The sequence below is a fragment of the Brenneria izbisi genome, from assembly GCF_025840185.1.
GTDB lineage: Bacteria > Pseudomonadota > Gammaproteobacteria > Enterobacterales > Enterobacteriaceae > Brenneria > Brenneria izbisi.
The window spans coordinates 293,798-316,510 of record NZ_JAMPJU010000002.1 but is presented as its reverse complement, the minus strand read 5'-3'; the positions used below and the strand labels follow the sequence as shown (position 1 = coordinate 316,510).

The 22,713-nt window shown below is 53.6% G+C and carries 20 protein-coding genes; 6 read left to right on the top strand and 14 right to left on the bottom strand.

The window, feature by feature from the left end; translation table 11 throughout:
* Positions 1-99: 99 nt before the first annotated feature.
* The 9 genes from NC856_RS04110 to modE form a co-directional block, all read right to left on the bottom strand.
* The gene (locus NC856_RS04110; RefSeq protein WP_264089167.1) at positions 100-3,237 is read right to left on the bottom strand and encodes an efflux RND transporter permease subunit; all 3,138 of its coding nucleotides are present in this window, start codon (positions 3,235-3,237) and stop codon (positions 100-102) included.
* Entirely contained in the window at positions 3,234-4,736 is a 1,503-nt protein-coding gene (locus NC856_RS04105) for an efflux RND transporter periplasmic adaptor subunit (RefSeq protein ID WP_264089166.1), read from the bottom strand. The genes NC856_RS04110 and NC856_RS04105 overlap by 4 nt, the downstream gene beginning before the upstream one ends.
* On the bottom strand, positions 4,733-5,992 hold the full coding sequence (locus NC856_RS04100; RefSeq protein WP_264089165.1) for a TolC family protein: 1,260 nt from the start codon (positions 5,990-5,992) through the stop codon (positions 4,733-4,735). Before NC856_RS04100 ends, NC856_RS04105 begins: the two co-directional genes overlap by 4 nt.
* A 14-nt stretch (positions 5,993-6,006) precedes the next feature.
* Positions 6,007-6,351: a copper-binding protein gene (locus tag NC856_RS04095; RefSeq protein WP_264089164.1), complete on the bottom strand. Its 345-nt coding sequence runs from the start codon at positions 6,349-6,351 to the stop codon at positions 6,007-6,009.
* Between the two features lie 77 nt (positions 6,352-6,428).
* Complete coding sequence (locus tag NC856_RS04090) at positions 6,429-6,872, bottom strand: hypothetical protein (protein WP_264089163.1); 444 nt, start codon at positions 6,870-6,872, stop codon at positions 6,429-6,431.
* Positions 6,873-7,070: 198 nt separating this feature from the next.
* Positions 7,071-8,117 carry a galactose-1-epimerase gene (gene galM / locus NC856_RS04085; protein WP_264089162.1) on the bottom strand — a complete coding sequence of 349 codons (1,047 nt, stop codon included), beginning with the start codon at positions 8,115-8,117 and terminating at the stop codon, positions 7,071-7,073.
* Positions 8,118-8,168: 51 nt separating this feature from the next.
* Positions 8,169-9,185, bottom strand: coding sequence for a UDP-glucose 4-epimerase GalE (gene galE / locus NC856_RS04080; RefSeq protein ID WP_264089161.1), 1,017 nt, complete (start codon positions 9,183-9,185; stop codon positions 8,169-8,171).
* Between the two features lie 181 nt (positions 9,186-9,366).
* Positions 9,367-10,866, bottom strand: a complete 1,500-nt coding sequence (gene modF, locus NC856_RS04075) for a molybdate ABC transporter ATP-binding protein ModF (protein WP_264089160.1) — start codon at positions 10,864-10,866, stop codon at positions 9,367-9,369.
* A 30-nt stretch (positions 10,867-10,896) separates the two neighbouring features.
* Positions 10,897-11,688: a molybdenum-dependent transcriptional regulator gene (gene modE, locus NC856_RS04070; protein WP_264089159.1), complete on the bottom strand. Its 792-nt coding sequence runs from the start codon at positions 11,686-11,688 to the stop codon at positions 10,897-10,899.
* 203 nt (positions 11,689-11,891) lie between these two features.
* On the opposite strand from modE, the gene NC856_RS04065 reads away from it, so the two are divergent.
* The 5 genes from NC856_RS04065 to NC856_RS04045 all read left to right on the top strand — a co-directional run bounded on the left by NC856_RS04065 (position 11,892) and on the right by NC856_RS04045 (position 15,845).
* Positions 11,892-12,047 (top strand): AcrZ family multidrug efflux pump-associated protein, encoded by a 156-nt coding sequence (locus tag NC856_RS04065; protein WP_264089158.1) that lies wholly within the window; start codon positions 11,892-11,894, stop codon positions 12,045-12,047.
* Between the two features lie 152 nt (positions 12,048-12,199).
* Positions 12,200-12,973 carry a molybdate ABC transporter substrate-binding protein gene (modA, locus tag NC856_RS04060; RefSeq protein WP_264089157.1) on the top strand — a complete coding sequence of 258 codons (774 nt, stop codon included), beginning with the start codon at positions 12,200-12,202 and terminating at the stop codon, positions 12,971-12,973.
* Positions 12,973-13,662 (top strand): molybdate ABC transporter permease subunit, encoded by a 690-nt coding sequence (gene modB / locus NC856_RS04055; RefSeq protein WP_264089156.1) that lies wholly within the window; start codon positions 12,973-12,975, stop codon positions 13,660-13,662. The genes modA and modB overlap by 1 nt, the downstream gene beginning before the upstream one ends.
* Entirely contained in the window at positions 13,662-14,720 is a 1,059-nt protein-coding gene (modC, locus tag NC856_RS04050) for a molybdenum ABC transporter ATP-binding protein ModC (RefSeq protein ID WP_264089155.1), read from the top strand. The genes modB and modC overlap by 1 nt, the downstream gene beginning before the upstream one ends.
* 255 nt (positions 14,721-14,975) lie before the next feature.
* Entirely contained in the window at positions 14,976-15,845 is an 870-nt protein-coding gene (locus NC856_RS04045) for a sugar phosphate isomerase/epimerase family protein (RefSeq protein ID WP_264089154.1), read from the top strand.
* Positions 15,846-15,935: 90 nt separating this feature from the next.
* Here the strand turns inward: NC856_RS04045 and NC856_RS04040 are convergent, their stop codons facing one another.
* The 4 genes from NC856_RS04040 to NC856_RS04025 form a co-directional block, all read right to left on the bottom strand.
* The gene (locus NC856_RS04040; RefSeq protein WP_264089153.1) at positions 15,936-16,916 is read right to left on the bottom strand and encodes a LacI family DNA-binding transcriptional regulator; all 981 of its coding nucleotides are present in this window, start codon (positions 16,914-16,916) and stop codon (positions 15,936-15,938) included.
* A gap of 139 nt (positions 16,917-17,055) precedes the next feature.
* Positions 17,056-18,210, bottom strand: a complete 1,155-nt coding sequence (locus NC856_RS04035) for a Gfo/Idh/MocA family protein (protein WP_264089152.1) — start codon at positions 18,208-18,210, stop codon at positions 17,056-17,058.
* Positions 18,207-19,277, bottom strand: coding sequence for a sugar phosphate isomerase/epimerase family protein (locus NC856_RS04030; RefSeq protein ID WP_264089151.1), 1,071 nt, complete (start codon positions 19,275-19,277; stop codon positions 18,207-18,209). The genes NC856_RS04035 and NC856_RS04030 overlap by 4 nt, the downstream gene beginning before the upstream one ends.
* 29 nt (positions 19,278-19,306) lie before the next feature.
* Positions 19,307-20,548, bottom strand: a complete 1,242-nt coding sequence (locus NC856_RS04025; protein WP_264089150.1) for an MFS transporter — start codon at positions 20,546-20,548, stop codon at positions 19,307-19,309.
* A gap of 185 nt (positions 20,549-20,733) precedes the next feature.
* Between NC856_RS04025 and glk the strand changes: the two genes are divergently transcribed.
* Positions 20,734-21,699, top strand: a complete 966-nt coding sequence (gene glk / locus NC856_RS04020) for a glucokinase (RefSeq protein WP_264089149.1) — start codon at positions 20,734-20,736, stop codon at positions 21,697-21,699.
* 75 nt (positions 21,700-21,774) lie between these two features.
* Here the strand turns inward: glk and NC856_RS04015 are convergent, their stop codons facing one another.
* Positions 21,775-22,596 carry a pyridoxal phosphatase gene (locus tag NC856_RS04015; protein ID WP_264089148.1) on the bottom strand — a complete coding sequence of 274 codons (822 nt, stop codon included), beginning with the start codon at positions 22,594-22,596 and terminating at the stop codon, positions 21,775-21,777.
* Between the last annotated feature and the right edge of the window lie 117 nt (positions 22,597-22,713).

Below are 22,713 nucleotides of genomic sequence, written 5' to 3'. Positions count from 1 at the left end.
TCGTCTCATTATAGGGGCGGAGAACGGTTATCGGCAATCGATAGTCGAGGGGCCGCGTGATTTATCCGCACGATACTTGCTCAAAATCACGCTCTGGCTTTATCGTTTCAGCTTATTTGAATCATCCCGGTGCAATAACAAATAAACCGCCGGAATGACCAGCATGGAGAGCAACGGCGCGCTGACCATACCGCCGATCATCGGCGCGGCGATCCGTTGCATAATCTCCGAGCCGCTGCCGCCGCCCCACATGATGGGCAGCAAGCCTGCCATGATGGTGGCGACGGTCATCATTTTGGGGCGAACACGCAGCACCGCGCCTTCGTGAATGGCCTCCATCAATTGCTGGCGGGACAACGGCTGTCCGTCGATGCGGTGTTTTTCCACCGCATGATTGAGATACAACAACATAATGACGCCAAATTCGGCTGAGACGCCCGCCAGCGCGATAAAACCGACCGCGCCCGCCACCGAAAGATTATAGCCAAGCAGGTACAATAACCAGACGCCGCCGATCAGGGCAAAGGGCAGGGTGGCCATAATCAGCAGCGCATCTTTCACTCGTTTGAACGTCACGTACAGCAGCACGAAAATAATCAGCAGCGTGAAAGGCACCACGATTTTCATTTTCTCCGTCGCGCGTTCGAGATATTCAAACTGCCCGGACCAACTGAGCGATACCCCTTCCGGCAGTGTGACCTGCTGCGCCACGGCTTGTTGCATCTCTTCGACGGCGGATTTCAGATCGCGACCACGTAGATCCACATAGATCCAGTCAGACAGGCGACCGTTTTCGCTTTTCAGCATTGGCGGTCCTTCGCTGACGTTAATATCCGCCAGATCCGACAGCGTGACGCGCGCGCCGCTCTCCGTAATAACCGGCAATTCACGCAGTTTTTCCAGCGAGTCCCGCAACTCGCGTGGGTAGCGAAGATTGATGGGGTAGCGCTGGCGGCCTTCTATGGTTTCTCCGATATTCTGTCCGCCGATCAAGGTTGACACCATCGACTGTAATTCATCGACGGAAACGCCATAGCGAGCGGCCCGTTGGCGATCGATATCAATGTCGATATAGCGCCCGCCCGCCAACCGCTCAGCCAGCGCCGACGTTACGCCGGGAATATTCTTTACTACCTGTTCGATCTGGGCGGCAATGCGCTCGATATCCGGTAAATTATTGCCGTTCACCTTGATACCGATCGGGCTTTTAATGCCGGTCGCCAGCATATCCAGACGATTACGGATCGGCGGCACCCACACGTTGGCGATGCCAGGCAGGTTGACGGTTTGATCCAACTCGGCGACCAGTTTGTCCATGGTCATGCCCGGACGCCACTGATCACGAGGTTTCAGCCGGATAGTACTTTCCAGCATAGTCAGCGGCGCCGGATCGGTGGCGGTTTCAGCCCGACCAGCCTTGCCGAAAACGGACTCGACTTCCGGCACGGTTTTGATCAGCCGATCGGTTTGTTGCAACAGACGGGCGGCTTCTCGGGCGGAAATACCAGGTAACGTCGAAGGCATGTACAGCAGATCGCCTTCATCCAGCGGCGGCATGAATTCGCTGCCAAGACGCCCAAGCGGGAACAAGGTAAGGAGCAGCAGCAGGCCCGAAATCAGCAGTGTGGTTTTAGGGTAACTGAGCACGCGTTGCAGGATGGGATGATAGGCGTTGATCAGCCAGCGATTGAGAGGATTAGACTGTTCATCGGGGATTTTGCCGCGCACGAAATATCCCATTAGCACCGGAACCAACGTGATACCGAGCCCGGCGGCCACCGCCATGGCGTAGGTTTTGGTAAACGCCAGCGGTGAAAACATGCGCCCTTCCTGCGCTTCCAGCGAGAACACCGGCACAAAGGAGAGGGTGATAATCAACAAGCTGCAAAACAGCGCCGGCCCCACTTCGACGGCGGCTCGTTCCGCCAGACGCCACCAATCCGGTTCTTGCGGTTCTTTGCCAGGGTTGTCGTGACGCCACTGTTCAACCACTTTGTGCATGTTCTCTATCATCACGATCGCCGCATCGACCATTGCGCCAATCGCGATAGCGATGCCGCCCAGCGACATGATATTGGCGTTGACGCCTTGATAGCGCATGATGATAAAAGCCCCCAGAATTCCCAGCGGCAAACTGATGATCGCCACCAACGCCGAGCGAAAATGAAACAGGAACAGGGCGCAGATAATGGCCACGACGACAAACTCTTCCAGTAATTTATAGCTGAGCGTTTCGATGGCGTGTTCAATTAACTGAGAGCGATCGTAAGTCGGGACGATTTCCACCCCGTCGGGCAGGCTTTTTTGAATCTCCTGTAAACGGGCTTTCACCGCATGCAGGGTGTCCAGCGCGTTTTTGCCTGAGCGCAGCACAATAATGCCGCCAGCGACTTCGCCCTCGCCATTCAGTTCGGCGATACCGCGGCGCATCTCCGGTCCTTCGCGCAGGGTGGCGACATCTTGCAAAAATACCGGAATGCCGTTACGCAGGGTAATAATGACATGATTGAAGTCCTGCGCGCTTTTCAGGTAGCCGGCGGTGCGTACCATATATTCCGCTTCACCCAGTTCCAGCACTGAACCGCCGCTCTCCTGATTGGCGGTCTGTATGGCGTTAATAATCTGCTGGTGGGTAATGTTTTGCGTGCGCATCCTCTCAGGATCGACCACTACCTGATACTGTTTCACCATACCGCCGAGGCTGGCGACTTCCGCCACATTGGGAATGGTTTTCAACTCGAACTTCAGCAGCCAGTCCTGTATGCCGCGCAGATCGGCCAGACTATGCCTGCCGCTGCGATCGACCAACGCATATTCGTAGATCCAGCCGACGCCGGTGGCGTCCGGTCCCAGCGATGTTTTGGCATCCGTCGGCAAGCTGGACTGTACCTGGCTGAGATATTCCAGCACGCGGGAGCGCGCCCAATAAGGATCGGTGCCGTCCTCAAACAGCACATAAACATAGGCGTCGCCAAACATGGAGAACCCGCGTACCGTTTTGGCGCCCGGTACGGACAGCATGGTGGTGGTCAACGGATAGGTGACCTGATTTTCGACAACCTGCGGCGCTTTGCCCGGATAGCTGACGCGAATAATCACCTGCACATCAGAGAGGTCAGGCAGGGCATCCAGCGGGGTTTTCTGCAATGAGGCGATCCCCCAGGCCGCCATCAACAATGCCGCCAGCAGCACCAACAGCCGGTTTTGCAATGACCAGCGAATGATATAAGCAATCATGGGTGGCCTCCATGTTCTGCCTGGGACGCGTCAAGCACGGAGATCTCCCGAATCCGCATGCCGTTGTCATCCATGCTGAAACTGAAACGGACTTGACTGTTGAGCGTGATGCCTTGTGGCAGGCCGCTTTCCGGCTGGGTAAAATCCATCGTCATGGGCGACCAGTTCAAGGCGGGAACCGCATCATGCGCAATGGTGAGTTGGTTGCCGTTGATGGCGGTGATCGTCCCTTGCGTTTGATAAATTTCAGCGGTTGTTTCCGCTGCTGAGGGCGCTTGCCCTTGATTGGCTTCGCCAAATTGCGACAACGAACTGCGCAGGCTGGCTTCGGAATCAATCAGAAATTGGCCCGATGTCACCACGTTGTCGCCTGCCTGCAAACCGCTGACGATCTCAGCCCAACCATCCTGTGTCGTTCCCACGCTCACCACGCGCGGCGTGAAGTGACCATTGCCCTCATTGATCAACACGCGATTTTGACTGCCGCTGACCAGCAGGGCTTGTTGCGGGATCATCAGCATCGGTTGCGAATGTGGGCTGGCAAGCTGAACGGACAGGTACATCCCTGGTTTTAAGCGCTGTTGGGGATTTTCCAGTATGACGCGGGCTTTCAAGGTGCGAGTGTCGCTGTCCATCAGCGGCAGCAATTCACTGATTTTTCCGTGAAATGTTTGTCCCGGCCAGGCGTTGCTGCTGGCGGTTATCTCACTGCCGATACTCAACCGCGCCGCTTGCGCCTGCGGGTAATCCACCTCGACCCAGACCGGATCCAGACTTGCCAGTTCAAATAACGGTTGCGCCGGCGTCAATTGCATCCCGACCCGGACTTCAAGTTTATTGACGTAACCGGTTTCTGGCGCGGCGATCGTCATTCTGGCCTGCGGCTGGCCGCTGCGTTCGACCTGACGGATCACCGCGTCCGGCATAAACAGCAAGGAAAGCTTGCGGCGGGCCGCCTGAGTCAGTGAATCATCACCCAGTTGTCGCACCGCCAGATATTCTTGCTGCGCCGCAGCCCATGCCGGATTCCACAACGTCGCCAGTGCTTCGCCTTTTTTAACCTGTTGTTGCAATGCGCTGACATAGAGTTGTTCGACGATACCGCCACTGGGAGCGACCAGCGTGCGTAATCCCCGTTCGTTGATTGTGACAGTGCCATAGCCGGCAGTCTGCGAATTCACGGTGCGGATCTCCGCGCGCGCCGTGCGAACGCCGAGATTTTGTTGTTGACGGGCGCTGATGGTAACGCCGCCGTCATCCTGAACCTCATCGGCATAACGCGGCACCAGCGGCATATCCATAAAAGGGGATTTGCCCGGCTGATCAAAACGTTTATCAGGCATCATGGGATCGTACCAGTACAGCACAGGACGTTCCGTTTGCGCCGATGAGGTCGTCGCGAGGGATGGCGCCGCCTGATGTCGTCCCCAGAAATAACCGGCGCCAATGGCGCTGACGATCGCCAGCGCCGTCAAGCTAAGAGCAAAGGATTTTTTCATTGCAGTGGTTTTCCCTGTGGTATCAGATAACGAATAGCGGCCCAAATCTGCGCCATCTCCCTTGCGGCGTCTTGCGCGGCAATATTGCTTTCCAGCAGTGCGCGTCTGGCTTCCAGTACGGCGGCCAGGTCACTGCTGCCGGATTGATATTGCGCCTGAATCAGTTTGCTACGCTGCTGTTGCAGAGGCAGAACGTCCTGTTTTTGCCGTTGCCAGCGTGATTGCGCCGCCTGATATTGCGCGATTAAGGTATCAAGCTGTACCTGATGTTCTCTGGCGGCCAGCAATACGTTGTCCCGCGCTTCCTGCGTCCGGGCCACATCCGCGGCGTAGTCTTTGTCTTGCCGTTTGGATTTAAACAACGGCAGATCGACCGTCACCATGACGCCCGCCATGTCGTCATAGTCGTTACCCCGCTTGGCGTAGTAAACCTCCACGCCCACATCAGGGATGGCGGCGACGGCGGATTGCGCTGAACGCGCTTTGGCCAGTTCAGCTTCATGCTGTGCTTGCTGCATTTCCGGGTGCTGATGCAGGTTGTTTTTCAGTTCTTCCTGTGAGGCTGGCAGCCGCTCGAAACGCGGGAGCTCGCCCCGCACGTTGACATCAGACAGGCCGGTAAGCCGTGTGATGCGGGCGCGGGCAATCCGCACATCCCGTTCGGCATCGGCCAGACGATCCTGCATGGCGGTCAGCGTCAATCGGGCATCCAGCACGCTGCTGGCTTCACTGCCAGCGGCGACGCTCGCTTTCTGCAAGACGATTTGCCGTTGGCTTTCGGCAACCAGCAATTTCAACTCTTGCAGGGATTTTTGTGACAAAGCCAGTTCAAGCCAGGCTTGCGCGGTCTCCCGTTGCAGGCGGGCGCGCAGGCTTTCACTGTTGCTGCGCAGGCTGGCGGCTTCCACCCGGAAAGTTTGCGCCTTGCTTTCGCGTTTGCTGCTGCTGACATAGGTTTGCATAACCCCGATACGTTGCATGGTCATCTCTTCACGCGTCAGTCGACTGCCGTTACTTCCGCCCAAAGGCAGATTCTCAATGCCGAACCGAAGCTGTGGATCGGGAAGCTGTGTTGCTGAGTCGGCCATGTTTTGCAGCGCGTTAATCTGATGTTGATTGGCGGACAGTTCGGCGGAATAACGTTCCGCTGCCAGTAACGCCTGATCAAGATCCAGATCCGCCGCAAAGGATGCGGCAGGTAGCCACAGCAACATCGCCAGACACACGCCTGAGGCGCGATGCTTGGACAGGTGCATGGTTCTATCCTCGTTTATTTTTGCTGTGGCGTAATGCTGGTCAGTACGTAGCCGCTGTTCTGCTGTTCAAAACTGAATGCAACCGGCGTATTTGCCGCCAGCGCGATAAACGTGCTTCCTGAGGGCAATTTGAACGCCATGGTCATGGCTGGCCAACGCAAAGTGGCAACTGGATTGTGGGCGATGGTGACGCTGTCTGCGTTCCATTGCTTCACCGTTCCGGTGGCCTGATGCACAGTGGTTGTGACGGTGGAAGCCATATCGGGAGGCATCATCGCGTGATGTTGGTGTTCATTGGCCCACAGGGGAGAAGAAGAGAACAGTAAAACGCTCGTCAGGGCGACATAAATAGCGCGCATAGTCATAGCTCCATAAAAACGATAAATAACAGTGAATACGCCCGGTTAGGCGTTGCGAAAGTCATTAATCGTTCGGGCTATTCCCTGAAGCGGCAGAAGCGGATTTCGGTTGGCGGGCCTGATGCCGGTGGGGAAAACCAGACATCGCTGGCGCAATCGACGGAAGGAGGCTGACTGGCGAGAGCCAGTTCACTGCTGGGCGGAATAGCCAGCAGGGTCAGGTTGGCATTATCCTGTTTGATGGTGTCGGGAACACAATGTTTTTCGCACAGCGGCGTCTGCTGTTCAGCCATTTGCGACGGCATGGCGCCAGCATTCTGCATCTCATGAGATGGGTCAGGTTGCAGATGAGACTGATGCTGCATGAATGTCGACGTCGGGTTGAGCGTCAGATCACATTGGTGAGCGGCAATCGCCAGTTGCGCATTCAGTAATAGCCAGCATAACGCCAATAACCATCCCCATCTGCCTTTGGTACGCAGATGATGAATGATGGATGGCGATAAGTACGATGCTGACATAACGTATCCTTACAAAGAGTAATGGCAGTGTAAACGCCGAGATCTGACATGGGCAAGCAGGGAATTGAAGAGATTTGTAAATAAGCGCGGCGATGTCCGGCCCTGTTATCAATGAGTTAATATTAGGCAGAAAATTTTAATCTGCTCTGCGGGAGATAAAGCGAAAAACGGCGACAGACAAATGGCGGATATCAATGATTACTGCGTAAAAAACTGATACGTCGTTTCCGAGCGATACCTCTTGCCCGGTTTTAACCAACAGTCTGGTTGCGGCCAGTCGGGATGGTTGGGACTGTCTGGCATAAATTCGCTTTCCAGCGCGACGCCGGCGTGGTTTTCATAGTAACCGCCTTCTCTTGATGGCGTGCCAGATAGAAAATTGCCGCTGTAGAGTTGCAGCGCCGGTGCGCTGGTAAAGACGCTCATCATCACCCGTTCGTCTGATGACCATAAATTGGCCGCGGGGCTTTCACCTGAACCACAGGTGCTGTGCAACAGATAAGCGTGATCGTAACCGCAGACGGTAACCTGATCGTCGTCCCGCAGGAAATCCTGCGCCAGCGTTTTTGGCTGGCGGAAATCCATTCCTGTCTCGTTAACCTGCTTAAGATGCGAGTGGGGAATACCCTCGCTGTTTACCGGTAAATAATAATCGGCAAATAGTTGCAACCGGTGTTGGCGTACATCTGTCGGGCTGCCGTCAAGATTGAAATAGGCATGATTGGTCAGGCACACCGGACAGGCTTTCTCCGCGACCGCCTGATAGATTATTTCCAGCGAATGGTGTTCACTCAGACGGTAGCGGACCTGAACATTGAGTTGGCCCGGATAGCCCTGATCGCCATCCGGTGAGTACAGTTGATAGGTCACTTGCGAGGCATCCCGGCTGAGGATCGTCCAGCGCCGGGCGTGAAACCCGTGCGGGCCGCCATGTAGCTGATGAGCGCTCTGATTGGCGAGCAAATGGTATGTTTCATCGCCATGGCGCAACCTGGCATTGGCGATACGGTTGGCGTAGCGGCCAATGGACGCGCCGAGATAGGCGCTTTGCCTGGGATATTGCTCCGGCGACGCGCAGCCCAACAGCACTTGCCGGATTTCGCCTTGCGACAGGGGCAGCTCGCAGGAAAGCCAGGTTGCGCCCCAGTCCATCAGACAAACACGCATGCCGGCCAGGTTTTGTAAGGTAGTTAACTGAAACGGTTGACCATCAGGCGCCAGCGCAACGGTTTTTTCATGCAGCATGATCTTCTCCTGTGGATGTCCGGCAAAACCGGCTTGCCGCCGGAACGTGTTTTAGTCTGGGTAACCTTCAGGGTGCGCGGATTGCCAACGCCAGGTATCCTGCGCCATCTCTTCCAGTGAACGACTGACCCGCCAATGGAGATCCCGCGCCGCTTTTTCAGCGTCGGCCCAATAAGCCGCCAGATCACCCTGACGACGCGGCGCGAAGTGATAGGCCAACGGCTTGCCGCAGGCTTTGCTGAACGCCTCAACCACTTGCAATACGCTATAGCCCACGCCGGCGCCCAGATTGTAGATATGCACGCCCGGTCGATTTTGCAGGGCGTTCATGGCCGCGATATGCCCGTCGGCCAGATCGACGACGTGGATGTAATCGCGCACGCCTGTTCCGTCTTCTGTTGGGTAATCGTTCCCGAAAACAGCCAGCGATTCCCGGCGGCCAACCGCCACCTGCGCGATATAAGGCATCAGGTTATTGGGAATGCCTTGCGGATCTTCCCCCATCTCCCCTGATGGATGCGCGCCAACCGGGTTGAAGTAGCGCAGCAGCGTGATGCTCCAGTCCGGTTCCGCATGCTGCAAATCCTGGAGGATTTGCTCAACCATCAACTTACTGCGGCCATAAGGACTGGCCGGATGACCGGTGGGAAAATTTTCCTGATAAGGGATTTGAGGTTGATCGCCATAAACGGTGGCGGAGGAACTGAAAATCAGGTTCTTTACATGCGCTTTTTTCATGGCCTCAACCAGCGTCAGCGTGCCGTAGACGTTATTATCATAATAGCTGACTGGCTCGCGGACTGATTCGCCGACCGCTTTTAAGCCAGCAAAATGAATAACGGCATCAATCGCATGGCGGGAGAAAATGTCGTTCAACAGCGAGGCGTCACGGATATCACCTTGATAAAAATCAGGCGTTTTACCGGTTAATTGCGCAATGGTTTTAACCACGCTGGCTTTGCTGTTGCATAAGTTATCGAGAATGACGGGCTGGTGTCCTGCTGCCAGTAATTGCACACAGGTATGGCTTCCTATGTAACCGCTTCCACCGGTGACCAAAACATTCATGTTGACCTCTATTGTGACGATTAAGCGAAAAATAACAGGTTCTGATACTGAAGAAGGTGACCCTCAGCAGAAAATAATTTCTGCTATTGACAATTTTTTTAACAAGTTAGTTTCGTGACGATGCGTAAAACATGTTCAAACGCCTGCCGTTTGCCGCGGCTGAAGCTATTATTTGGTCGCGTTATCCGTCACGTTTGATGCTCTTATCTTCCATAATGTCCTCAATCTGATAGCGATAGCTATCGCTTTCAGCGACAAAGGTAAGCCGGTGTGTAATGCATTGCGGCGCATCCTCGGCGTGGTGAGAAACAAATAACAGTTGCGTATCGCCTTCACTGATTAGAATATCCAGCCAGCGGCGAACCAATTGGCGGTTAAGGGGATCGAGACCTTGCAGGGGTTCATCCAGAATTAGCAGAGCCGGATGTTTTACCAATGCTCTGGCGACTAACACCAGACGCTGTTGGCCCCAGGATAACGATTGGAAGCGGCTCTCCGCGATAGCGCCATCAAGACCCAGCAAAGCCAGCCACTGGTCGGTGAGTTGACGCTGGCGGTCGGAAACCGCCTGATAGATGCCGATGGAATCTAAGAATCCCGATAAAATGACGTTGCGTATGCTGACGCTGACCCGGTAATCCAGATGCAGGCTGCCGCTGACATAGCCGATGTGCCGCTTGATGTCCCAAATGGTTTCTCCACTGCCGCGCCGACGGCCAAACAGCGTGAGATCGTTGCTGTAGCCTTGCGGATGATCGCCGGTAATCAAGCTCAGCAGTGTAGATTTACCCGCCCCATTCGGGCCGACAATCTGCCAATGCTGGCCGGGCAGCACTTGCCAGTCCAATCCATGCAGGACCGGACGGTCATGATAGCTGACGATGCCATTACGCAGCGTAATGCGGGGAAGATCGGCTGGCAGCCGGGGATGTTTGTGCGGATCTTCCGGTTCGGGGATCGTACTTGCCGCTAACTTTTCGCTGTAGGCTAATTGGGCAATCAACGTTTCCGCGAGGACGTCTTTACGCTCACCAACGCGGGTTAAGGTGCAGTCGGCGACAATGCCTACATGATTGATAAACGGCGGGATATCATCAAACCGGTTCAGGATCAGTACCAGCGTACAGCCGTGGCTGGCGAGTTGCGCCAGTTGTTCGGCAAGTTGTCGGCGTGAGGCAACATCTAATCCGTCAAACGGTTCGTCGAGGATCAGCAGATCTGGCTGCGGCATCAGCGCCTGACATAACATTGTCTTGCGCGTTTCGCCGGTGGAAAGATATTTGAATCGGCGATCCAGAAGGGAGACGATACCAAATTGTTCAGCAAGCCGCTGACAGCGATTTCGATCCCTGACGTTATCCTGAATGATATCGGCCGTGGTGCGCCCGGTGTCGTCCTCATCGGCGCTCAGCATGTCGGTGTTATTGCGTTGCCACTCTTCGCAAACCAGCTTTTGCAATTGCTCGAATGACAACCGGATAATACGTTGAAAATCGCATAATCGTTCGCCGCTCAGTATGGGGAGTTCGCCCGATAATGCGCGAGCCAGCGAAGATTTTCCGCTACCGTTCGCACCCACAAACGCCCAGCATTGATCCTGTTCAAGCACCAGATCATGCAGCCGTAGCATGCGAGTGTCATTTAAGCGGAATAACCCTTGCGATATTTTCAACAGCGGCATGTTTTATCCTTATGTCACGCATTCGATCATTTAGCAGAGCGTCGCCACGATCACCTGGTCGGCATTAAACGATGCGCTGACCTCAATACCCGGCTGTAACTGTCGCACTGCGACAATGTCATTCGGCACAGTTGCGCACAGCGTTTCACTTCCCGCCAGCGCAATCAACACCTCGCTGCTTTCAGGCCCTGTTTCCAGGCTGCTTATCTGTCCGCTAAGGATGTTATCGGCGGGGGGCATCGACGCATCGGCGGCGTAAACATCCACCCAGGGCGCTTTAATCAGCACCAATACCTCTTTGTCTGTTTGCAGACGTAAACGGTCGGCGCTTTGACGGGTAATCAGGGCGCTGACTGTCGTTTTACCATCGGCGAGCAAAATATCCAGCTGTTGTTGAACGGCTTGATCGCCGCATGCGAGTACGGTGCCAAAAAACTGATTGCGGGCGCTGGTTTGCAGTGAGAAACGCGCGATGGCCGCCAGCAGGCTATCCAGCGGCAAATCTTCTTGCTTGAGCACATCGAAGGCTTTCTGCTGAATCTGCGCCAGCAGATCGTAAAGCTGGAGCAAGCGTTCGCCATAACGGGTGATCTGCGCGCCGCCGCCTCCTTTGCCGCCGGTCATACGTTCTACTACCGTTTGTTCAGCCAGTTGGTTCATCTCATTAATGGCATCCCACGCGCTTTTATAGCTGATTCTGGCCAGTTTAGCGCCCTGGCTGATAGAACCGGTGTGGCGAATCTGTTTTAATAGTTCGATACGTCGCGGATCGGCAAATAGACGTTGTTGGAGTTTTAAGGTAAGGAGAATTTCAGCCTGCATAGGGAAATCCCAGGGTGAAGAGTTTAATGATTTGTATTGTCGCCATTTTTTTCATCAGGCGCAAATCGCACAAATGGCCGTATAATTTTCTTTCGTTACGGTAAACTATTGGGATGTGCGAATGACTATGCTAGCTTACGGTGAAACTGTACGTTAGCTGAGCGACAGAGGTCGCGGTAACGGTTGCGATAAGTGAGGTAAGCATGTTGGAGTTATTAAAGAGCCTGTTGTTTGCAATAGCCATGGTGCCGGTAATGATGGCTATCATTCTGGGCGCTATTTATGGCCTGGGAGAAGTATTTAACATCCTTTCCAAAATTGGTCACGCCGACGAGCGGACGGCGAAAAAATCGCATTAAGCGAGTCTTCTTCCCCGCTTGTTTTGATGTCCGGCGCGGCGCCGGACATACCTTCCCAGTATTTCCTTATGTCACTGATAAACTGTATGACATTGCGCGATTCATCGTTATAGTATGTTTTACATAACGATGATAAAGGGCGGGAGATAAGAATGACACAGCAATGGTTGAAATGGTTTGCAGCGCTGGCAATCAGCGCGGGGATGGTGTTGCCGGCGATGGCCGCGCAAGAGAAGGTAACGGTATTTGCCGCGGCTTCTCTGACCAATGCCTTACAGGAAATCGCGGCCCAGTATCAGAAAGAAAAACAGGTCGAGATTGTGGCTTCGTTTGCATCATCTTCGACGCTGGCACGCCAGATTGAGCAGGGAGCGCCCGCCGACATGTTTATTTCGGCTGATCAGCAATGGATGGACTACGCGCAAGATAAAAAGCTGATGGAGAATGACAGCCGATATACGCTGTTGGGCAACGAACTGGTGGTGATCGCGCCGAAATCCAGTGCGCAGAAAGAGATCGTTATTGATGAGAAAACGGATTGGAAAAGCCTGCTGAAAGGCGGACATCTGGCCGTTGGCGATCCCGATCACGTGCCGGTGGGGATCTATGCCAAGGAAGCGCTGCAAAATCTGCAAGCCTGGGATGAACTTTCGCCGATCATGGCGCGCGCCAATAACGTGCGGGCGGCGATGGCGCTGGTTGAGCGTGAGGAAGCGCCGTTGGGTATCGTCTATGGTTCGGATGCGGTGGCCAGCGATAAAGTCAAGGTTATCGGCCTTTTCCCGGAAAACAGCCATAAGCCGGTAGAGTATCCGATGGCGATCGTAAAAGATCATAAAAATGCGGTTGTCCGCGGTTTCTATGATTATCTGAAAACGCCGGAGGCTGCCGTGGTCTTTAAACGCTACGGATTTACTCCCCGGTAATGATGCTCAGCGACTATGAATGGCTGGCGATTGAACTGAGCCTTAAAGTTTCCATGGTGGCGGTGGTGTGCAGCCTGCCTTTTGGAATACTGACGGCCTGGATCCTGGTGCGTTGCCGGTTTCCCGGCAAATCGCTGCTTGATAGCATTATCCATTTGCCGCTGGTGTTGCCGCCAGTGGTGATTGGTTATCTGCTGTTGATCGGCATGGGCCGACGTGGGGTCATCGGCGCATGGCTTTATGAATGGTTCGGGTTCAGTTTCAGCTTTAGCTGGCGCGGCGCGGCGCTGGCGTCCGCCATTGTCGCATTCCCCTTGATGGTGCGGGCCATCCGTTTATCGCTTGATGCGGTGGACAGGCAGCTTGAACAGGCCGCAAGAACGCTGGGCGCCACGCCCTGGCGGGTCTTTTTTACTATCACATTGCCGCTTTCCTTTCCCGGCATTGTGGTTGGCACGGTGCTGGCGTTTGCTCGCTCTTTAGGGGAGTTCGGGGCGACGATTACCTTTGTCTCCAACATTCCTGGTGAAACCCGGACGATACCGCTGGCGATGTATACGCTGATCGAAACGCCGGGAGCGGAAACCGCTGCGGCGCGGTTGTGCATTATCGCGATTGTTTTGTCGCTGGTATCGCTGCTGATATCGGAATGGCTGACGACATGGAGTCGTAAGCGGTTGGGGGGATAATGCTACAACTTGATTTTAACCAGCAGCTTGGCGAGCTTTCCCTCAGCGTTAAAGCCGATTTACCCGCTCATGGCATTACCGCGATCTTTGGCGTATCCGGCGCGGGCAAAACATCGCTGATTAATGCTGTGGTTGGCCTGACGCGGCCTGATGCTGGACGCATTGTGTTGAATGATCGCGTACTGGTCGATACCGATAAATCTATTTTTTTGCCGCCGGAAAAACGACACATCGGCTATGTTTTTCAGGATGCGCGTCTGTTTCCCCATTATCGCGTGCGCGGTAATTTATGTTATGGCATATCGGCTGTAATGAAATCCCAGTTTGATGATCTGGTGGAGCTGCTCGGAATTGGGCCGTTGTTGAATCGCTATCCGATGACGTTGTCCGGCGGTGAGAAACAGCGTGTGGCGATTGGGCGGGCGTTACTCACGGCGCCGGAACTGTTGTTGATGGATGAGCCGCTGGCCTCGCTGGATTTACCCAGAAAACGTGAACTGTTGCCCTATCTGGAGCAACTGGCGAAAGAAGTGCATGTCCCCATTCTGTATGTCACCCACAGTATGGAAGAAATTGTCCGGCTGGCGGATAACGTGCTGGTGTTGGATAAAGGCAAGGTCAAAGCACAGGGAATGCTGGAGGACGTTTGGGCCAGCAGCGCATTACGCCCCTGGTTGCCGCGTGATGAACAGAGCAGCATTCTGAATGTCAGATTACTGGCGCATCATGAGCGCTATGCGATGACGGCGTTATCGTTAGGGGAACAACAACTGTGGGTAGGAAAGGTGGAGGCGCCGATAGATTCCGCTTTGCGTCTTCGCATCAATGCCGTCGATGTTTCGCTGGTGCCGCAGCCGCCAGCGGTGAGCAGCATCCGTAACATTCTGTCTGCCACGGTGGTTGAGTTTATTGATGTCGATGAGCAGGTAGAAGTGAAGCTGGTGATTGATAACCAGATTTTGTGGGCCAGAATTACCCCCTGGGCGCGCGACGATCTGGCGCTACATCCCGGACAAACGCTGTATGCTCAGATAAAAAGCGTATCGCTCACGGCATAAAAAATGCGGCCATAGATCATAGGGGAATGATCCGGCTTTGCCTTTCCATTTCCTGTTTGTTTTCTTTTTATCATTAATGTGAACAGCATTACAAAAGCAGTATTGCGATTGATTTTTAATATCTTTTTCCTATGCCTGATTAATAAAGTCATATAGCTTGTTTTACGTGTTAGCGCTTTTTTGTTTGCTGTAAAAAGTAATCGATTACTTTTTAAGGTTATGCGAATACTTCGATGATAAAGACAGGAGAAAACTATGCGCTGTATGACGTTATTACGCCGTTTCGTGATTCCTTTCGTATTTATGCTCTCATCCGGTTTTGCTGTTGCGGAAAAACCAACGGGTAACCAGCAGATCGCCTTGCAGATGTACACCTTACGTAATATGGGGACGCTTGATGAGCAATTCACGCTGGCGCGCAAAGCGGGCTATAAAGCGGTTGAATTAGTTGGAACACAAGGCGTTAGCGCACCAGAGATGAAGGCGTTGCTGGTGAAACATAAGTTAAAAGCTATCGCCGCGCATGTGCAACTGGCTGAATTAAAAAGCAATCCAGAAGAGGTGATCGCGTTTAACAAAGCGATAGGCAACCGTGTCATTATCGTACCGTCGCTGGATGTAACGAGGCTGCCCAACACGCCGGCGACCTGGCAACAACTCGGCAAGCAACTAAATGATATCGGCGCTGATCTGAAAAAGCGCGGTATGCAGCTTGGTTATCACAATCATAACTATGAAATGAAAACGTATCGCGGCAAAACCGGGCTGGAACTTTTGTTTGATGCCGCGAAGCCAGAGAATCTGGTTATGGAGCTTGATGTCGCCTGGGCTTCCCGTGGCGGACAAAATCCGGCGAGATTATTGACCAAGTACCACGGACGGATATTTTCCATTCATGCCAAAGATAATACGCCAGTTGGTATTGGCGATGACGAACGGAATTTTGCGCCGCCAGGCGAAGGATTATTGGCATGGGATGAGATTATTCCGGCAGCCGTGAAATCTGGTGCGAAATGGTTTGTCGTCGAACACGATCTGCCGAAAGATCCGCAAGCGGTTATTTCCGCAGCCTATCGGTTTCTGTCTGAAAAACTGAGCGTAGTCAAAGGTAAGTCGGGCGCTTAAGTATCTCCGATTTACCCGAAATCTTGCTTGCGGGCGGATGCCCGCAAGTGAATGAACAAGCGAGTCGCCTTGATATGGTTGATAGTTGCGTTAGCCGGAAGTCCGCTCAATAAATTTCCATTCAAGCACGCGCTTTTCTGTTTTGCTACCGGGTTGGTCAATCTGCGTCAATAACAGTTTTACCGCCTGTCGGCCAATATTGGCCGAAGGTTGTTGCACGGTACTGAGTTGAGGAGAGGTAATATAGCCAAGCTCCGTGCCGTCAAAGCCGATCACCGCGATATCCTCCGGCACCCGTAATCCGGCGTCATTTATGGCGGAGAGCGCGCCAGCGGCCAGGGTATCGGATACCGCGAATATCGCATCAGGTTGCGCCTCTTGATTAAGCAGCGCCGACATAGCGGTTTTTCCTCCCTCATAGCTCAATGTATTGGCGTATTCGACCATACAATAGCCGAGTTGATTTTCAGTGATGACCTCGCGGTAGCCTTTCTCCCGCAGTTGCGCATAGAGATAATTCATATCGTGGTTAATCATCGCGATACGGCGGCGGCCTTTGCCAAGAAAATTATTAATCACGAAACGCGAGGCTTCAACGTCATCAATACCGACGGACGAAATGGAGGAGTTATCATCATGCTCGGCGCACTGCACCCAGGGCGCGTTGCCGATAATGGCTTGAAGTTCCGACAACGTGGAGATCGCATCCATGGTGATCACGCCATCGACCATCTTGCCTGACAGCAGTTGCAGGCTGGATTGCGCACGGATGGTATCGGACCCCGAATTGCACAGAAGAATACGATAACCGTTCTCTTCCGCCTCCGCTTCAATGCCTTTGACCACATCGGCGCAGAAGGGGTTGGCGATATTGGAAACCATGACCAGCAACATATTGCTACGCGCGGTGCGCAACTGGCGAGCTAACAGGTTGGGCTGGTAGTTGCTGGTTTTTATTGCGTTTAATACGCGTTCCCGATTTTGGGGTTTAACGGTGTTGACGTTATTCAGCACTCGTGAAACGGTTGCCACCGATACACCGGCGATGCGTGCTATTTTTTGAATCGACATATATTCAGAAGGCGCTCGCGCTTACTTATATTTGGTCAGGCAGATTATCATAAACCTGGCGGGGGCTGAATTATCGTACATGATACCAAGGTGCTGAAAAGAAAGCGCCTCTGACAGCGGCTGCCAGAGACGGAGAGAATTACTTATAATCGACGTTAACCCATTTTTGCTGTTGATGGCTCTGTAGGATGGCATCGAGAATAAACATGATGTCGGCGCCATCGTGGAATGTCGCAAAATCAACCGGATCGACGCCCGGCTGTTTGCCGTCGCGCAGATAGCGATAAAATTTCTCCATCATGTTTTTAAAAGCATCCGGCCAGCCTTCGATATGTCCGCCCGGGAAATGAACGGACGCGGCGGCGTCGGGATTCATCAGGGTGGGATCATCGCAAAGCAGTTGATTGGGTTTATCACGGTTGCCAATCCACAGCTTCTGCGGCGTTTCCTGATCCCAGGCGAGCGATTTCTCACTACCGTTGACTTCAAACGTCAGACGATTCTTTCTGCCCGCGCTGACTTGCGAAACGGTAAACGATCCCCGGCTGCCGTCATCGAACCGTAACAGAACGGTAGCGTAATCTTCCGTACTGACGGGTTTGTCGTCGTACTCTGTCACGGCATTCGACGATGAGAAGGTCGCGCTTCCCTGACGGCTTGATTTGCGCGTGGGGTGAACGATCACCAGGTCGGCGAACACCGCGGCGATTTTCCGTCCGGTGATGAACTGCACCGTATCGCACCAGTGTGAACCGATATCCGCCACCGCACGCGATACACCGCCATATTCTGGTTCAACGCGCCAGTTATAATCGGTTTCATACAGCATCCAGTCTTGCAGATAGCCACCGTGGACAGCGAAAATGCGGCCAATTTCCTGCTGTCTGATCATGCTGGCGACCTGTTGCACCATGCCGAATTGTCGATAGACGAAGCTGACGCCATGAATGACACGCTGCGCTTGCGCCAATGACACCAGTTCGCGGGCTTCATCGCTGGTCATGCACAGCGGCTTTTCGGAAAACACGTGTTTGCCCGCCTGAATAATCTGCTTGTTGATGGCGGCATGCAGATGATTAGGCGTGCAGTTATGGATCACCGCGATATCAGGGTGATTCAGCAGATCGTCAATGTTGCCATAGGCGTGCGGAATGTTGAGCAGGCGAGCTTTCTGTTGGGCGAGCTCCAGTGAGTTTTCCGCCAGCGCGACCACTTCCACAAAGCCCAGCCGCCGAATCGCTTCAATATGCGCCGGCCCGATAAAACCGGAACCAATAATTCCTACACGGATCATTCTACTTTCTCCTCTGGCAGTCCGAGCATTTTTCTCACCAGACCTCTGTCATCGTTGGTGGCGGCGAAATCATCAAAGGCGCGCTGCGAAACGGGAATGATATATCGGTTGATAAACTCGGCGCCCTCTTTGGCGCCATATTCGCTATCCTTCAGACAACATTCCCATTCGAGCACCGCCCAGCCGCCGTAATCGTATTGGGCGAGTTTGCTGAAGATGGCGCCGAAATCGATTTGTCCGTCACCCGGCGAGCGAAATCGTCCGGCCCGTTCCGACCAGGTTTGATAGCCGCCATAAACGCCGCTTTTCCCGGATGACCTGAATTCGGCATCTTTTACATGGAATGCCTTAATCCGTTGGTGATAGAGATCGATAAAGTCGAGGTAATCCATCTGCTGCAACAGCATATGGCTGGGATCATAGAGGATATTGGCACGCGGATGATGATTTACGGCATCGAGAAAACGCTCGAAACTGGCGCCATCATGTAAATCTTCTCCGGGGTGAAGCTCGTAACAAACATCTACGCCGTATTCGTCAAAGCTATCGAGAATCGGCGTCCAGAGTCGGCCCAGTTCCTGAAAGGCTTCCTGAATCAGACTCTCTTTACGTGGCGGCCAGGGATAAAAGTAGGGCCAGGCCAGCGCCCCGGAAAAGGTGGCGTGGGCGTTCAGCCCCAGCCGGGAAGAGGCCGCCGCCGCCTGCTTGATAGAAGCGATGGCCCATTGTTGCCGCGCCTGCGGATTACAACGATAGGGCGGCGGCGCAAAATCATCAAACGCATCGTGATACGCCGGGTGTACCGCAACCAACTGTCCTTCCAGATGGGTAGACAATTCGCTGATGGCCAGCCCGTGTTGCGCCAACACCCCTGTGACCTCATCGCAATAGGTTTGACTGGTTGCCGCCGTCGCCAAATCAAAGATATGCGGGTGATTGCACGGTATTTGCAGCGCCTTAAACCCTAATCCCGCCGCCCAGCCCGCCAGATTTTCCAGCGTGTTAAAGGGAGCCTGTTCGCCAATATATTGGGCGAGAAAAATGCCCGGCCCTTTTAACGTTTTCATTCATACCTCCTGTGGCAAAATATCGGCAGTTATGCCCGCTCTTTATATTTAAAAGAGAATAAGAAGATGACAGCAATAATTGCGGCCGCAATCGCCGGGATCCACCAGAACGTCGCCCATATTGCCGGCGCATTGAGCGTGCCGTTGTCGAACAGACGGTTATAGATCACGCCCGAAACCTGAGAGCCCAGCAGCATACCGACGCCATAGGTGAACAGCACGACCATACTTTGCGCTTGGCCTTTGATTTTCTCTCCGGCGATACGATCGGTGTAGATAAAACCGATAACAAAGAAGAAATCGTAACAAACGCCGTGCAGCAGAATACCGATATAGAGCAGCCAGCGCGCTTCCTCGTTCACGCCTAGCGCGAAAAGGGCATAGCGTACAAACCAGGCCAACATACCGATAAACAGCATGTACTTCACACCCAGCCTTTTGAACAACAGCGGGATGATCAACATAAAGAAAATTTCAGACATCTGGCCGAATGACATGGCTGTGCTGACGTTATTGATACCGACGTCGTTCAGAAACGATGCGGTGTAGGCATAGTAAGTCCCCAGCGGAATGGAAATCAGCATCGCGCAGATGGCGAACACCAGAAAATGGCTCTGTTTGAGCAGGGCGAAAGCGTCGGCGCAAAACAGATCGCGCACCGCCAGCGGTTGGCCTTTGGCCGGGGCGGGAGTATGCGGCAGCGTCAGGCTATAAACGGCAAGGATCGCAGAGAAAACGGCGGCAACATAGAAGATGGAGACGCTCGCCGAGATCCCCGCCATGCCGATGCAAACCCCGGCAATAATCCAGCCAATCGTACCGAATACGCGCACCACAGGAAAACTCTTTTCGCTATTGGTCAGATTATGGAACGCAATATTGTTGGTTAACGCCAGCGTGGGCATAAAGCACAACGTATAGGCGAAGAGCAGTATCAGCAGTTGCGATCCGTTCTCGCTGGTCAACGCGCCGGGTACGAACCACAGGATCACCGCGCCCACCAAATGCAATAGCGCCATGACTTTTTGCGAGGGAAAGAAGCGGTCAACTACCATACCCAGTACGAAAGGCGAAAGGATTGAGGCGATCGGCGCGGCGGAGAAGGCGTCGCCAATCATGGATGCCAGGTTATGTTGCGTCATAACCAGACCTAGCGTTACCGACCATGAACCCCAGATAAAGAATTCCAAAAACATCATGAGCGATAGTCTGGGTACGACGAATGTGGGCTGTAACGATTTGGATGAGGTATTTTCAGATGAAGAAACCATAAGGTATCCCTTTTAAAAGTAATCGATTACAATCTGTGCTTTATAAATGTAATCGATTACTTTTGGCTTAACCGCTGCTTTTAGTAATAAATGAGATCCTCATCACTAGAAAGTTATTTGGGGGTGGCGGTAGGTGGTATTTTACAGCGATGATCTGAAAATCTGATTTTAATCTGGAGAAAGTCATGGCGCATTATGTGTTAGTTGGCGATGTTGGCGGCACCAATACTCGTCTGGCGTTGTGTGATAGGACAACGGGCGAATTATCGCAAACGACAACCTATTCTGGGTTGAATTTCCCTTCGCTGGAGGCGGCTATCCGTGATTATCTCGGCAAACTGGCGGTATCGGTTCAGGATGCCTGTATCGCCATCGCCTGCCCGATCACTGGCGATTGGGTTGCCATGACCAACCACAGTTGGGCTTTTTCCATTGAGGAAATGAGGACCAGTCTTGGTCTGCGGCATTTTGAAGTGATTAATGATTTTACCGCGGTATCCATGGCGGTGCCGGTGATGGATAACGCGCATTTGCTGCAACTCGGTGGGGGTGACCCCGTGCCGGGTAAGCCGATCGCGGTCTATGGCGCAGGCACCGGGCTGGGGGTCGCCCATCTGGTTTATGCGGCTGAGCGCTGGATAAGTTTATCGGGTGAGGGCGGGCATGTGGATTTCGCGCCAAACAGCGATGAAGAAGAGACGATTCTGTCCATCATGCGCAAGGCGTGGGGACATGTTTCAGCGGAGCGCCTGCTTTCAGGGCAAGGTCTGGTGAATATTTATCGTGCGATAGTCTTGTCTGATGAAAGAACCCCGGCAGCGCTGGAGCCGAAAGATGTCACCCGGCGCGCATTGGAAAACAGCGATGTGGATTGCCGGCGGGCATTGTCGCTGTTCTGTGTGATGTTAGGTCGTTTCGGCGGCAATCTGGCGCTCACGCTAGGCACCTTTGGCGGTGTGTATATCGCCGGAGGCATGGTGCCGCGTTTCCTGGAATTTTTCAAAGCGTCAGGTTTTCGCGCGGCATTCGAGGACAAAGGGCGATTCAAGGATTATGTGCGGGAGATCCCGGTGTATCTGATCACCCACGAGCAACCGGGACTGTTGGGCGCGGGCGCGTATCTCAGGCAATCGCTGGGAAAAACGCTTTAAGACTTGCCGGGGGCGGTACGTTGTCCGCGAGTCAGTCAGCAAGCGCCGGGCGTTTGCTGACTGAACGATTCGCGGCTATGCCAGCACGCGGGTACGAATCACCTCGGCGATGCCAGGCCCTTCATTGTCGCCGATAACCAGATCGGCGCGGGCTTTGATCTCATCTGCGCTGTTGCCCATCGCAACGCCTAATCCGGCGCCTTCAAGCATGCTGATGTCGTTGAAGTTATCGCCAAAGGCGACCACCTCTTTCATGCTGATGCCTTGTTCCGACAACCACTGTTGCAGTAATTTCCCTTTGCTGTTGCCTGTTTGAGCGATATCGACCTGATCCTGCCACGACCACTCGCAGGCGAGGCCGAGTTGCGTTTCTACCGCGCCGGCGAAATCGTTCAGGGTAGGAATATCGGCATGGGATGTGGCGAATTTCCAGATCGCGACGGATTCATCGGTTTGTCGCATCAAATCGGCGACCTGTTGGAATGAGGGACGCTGCAACGCGGGCAAAGTTGACGCCCAGGCTTGAGTACGTATCACATGCCCGGTGGGATATTGGTAATACATGGCGTCATCGGCGTACATCAGACCGTGGATATCAAATGTTTGCAGCATGTTGAGCACACTTTTAGCCTGATCGACAGATAACGGATTGGCGTGAGAGGTTTTCCCGGTCAGATAATCGTAAACATAGGTGCCGTTACAGCAGATTGCCGGGGTATCCAGTTGCAACGCCTGATAAAACGGATGGATGGCGGAGTGGTGACGTCCGGTCACTATCACTACTTTTATGCCTTGCTGACGCGCCAGCGCCAGCGCGGTAAGCGATTCAGGCAGGATTTTTTTTTGTTGGGTCAGCAGCGTTCCATCAAGGTCAAGCGCAATTACACGGTAGGTCATAGTCGTCTCGCAAATAATAAAGGCCATTATCAATTACCATTACGATAAATGACATGGAGATAAATAGCGAACCTTCCGCCGCTTCACTAAATCTTTCTCTTTTACGACGCTCTTGTC

Coding starts and splice junctions, on each gene's coding strand:
- NC856_RS04110 (WP_264089167.1), bottom strand. CDS start 3,237: ATGATTGCTTATATCATTCGCTGGTCATTGCAAAACCGGCTGTTGGTG.
- NC856_RS04105 (WP_264089166.1), bottom strand. CDS start 4,736: ATGAAAAAATCCTTTGCTCTTAGCTTGACGGCGCTGGCGATCGTCAGC.
- NC856_RS04100 (WP_264089165.1), bottom strand. CDS start 5,992: ATGCACCTGTCCAAGCATCGCGCCTCAGGCGTGTGTCTGGCGATGTTG.
- NC856_RS04095 (WP_264089164.1), bottom strand. CDS start 6,351: ATGCGCGCTATTTATGTCGCCCTGACGAGCGTTTTACTGTTCTCTTCT.
- NC856_RS04090 (WP_264089163.1), bottom strand. CDS start 6,872: ATGTCAGCATCGTACTTATCGCCATCCATCATTCATCATCTGCGTACC.
- galM (WP_264089162.1), bottom strand. CDS start 8,117: ATGCTGCATGAAAAAACCGTTGCGCTGGCGCCTGATGGTCAACCGTTT.
- galE (WP_264089161.1), bottom strand. CDS start 9,185: ATGAATGTTTTGGTCACCGGTGGAAGCGGTTACATAGGAAGCCATACC.
- modF (WP_264089160.1), bottom strand. CDS start 10,866: ATGCCGCTGTTGAAAATATCGCAAGGGTTATTCCGCTTAAATGACACT.
- modE (WP_264089159.1), bottom strand. CDS start 11,688: ATGCAGGCTGAAATTCTCCTTACCTTAAAACTCCAACAACGTCTATTT.
- NC856_RS04065 (WP_264089158.1), top strand. CDS start 11,892: ATGTTGGAGTTATTAAAGAGCCTGTTGTTTGCAATAGCCATGGTGCCG.
- modA (WP_264089157.1), top strand. CDS start 12,200: ATGACACAGCAATGGTTGAAATGGTTTGCAGCGCTGGCAATCAGCGCG.
- modB (WP_264089156.1), top strand. CDS start 12,973: ATGATGCTCAGCGACTATGAATGGCTGGCGATTGAACTGAGCCTTAAA.
- modC (WP_264089155.1), top strand. CDS start 13,662: ATGCTACAACTTGATTTTAACCAGCAGCTTGGCGAGCTTTCCCTCAGC.
- NC856_RS04045 (WP_264089154.1), top strand. CDS start 14,976: ATGCGCTGTATGACGTTATTACGCCGTTTCGTGATTCCTTTCGTATTT.
- NC856_RS04040 (WP_264089153.1), bottom strand. CDS start 16,916: ATGTCGATTCAAAAAATAGCACGCATCGCCGGTGTATCGGTGGCAACC.
- NC856_RS04035 (WP_264089152.1), bottom strand. CDS start 18,210: ATGATCCGTGTAGGAATTATTGGTTCCGGTTTTATCGGGCCGGCGCAT.
- NC856_RS04030 (WP_264089151.1), bottom strand. CDS start 19,277: ATGAAAACGTTAAAAGGGCCGGGCATTTTTCTCGCCCAATATATTGGC.
- NC856_RS04025 (WP_264089150.1), bottom strand. CDS start 20,548: ATGGTTTCTTCATCTGAAAATACCTCATCCAAATCGTTACAGCCCACA.
- glk (WP_264089149.1), top strand. CDS start 20,734: ATGGCGCATTATGTGTTAGTTGGCGATGTTGGCGGCACCAATACTCGT.
- NC856_RS04015 (WP_264089148.1), bottom strand. CDS start 22,596: ATGACCTACCGTGTAATTGCGCTTGACCTTGATGGAACGCTGCTGACC.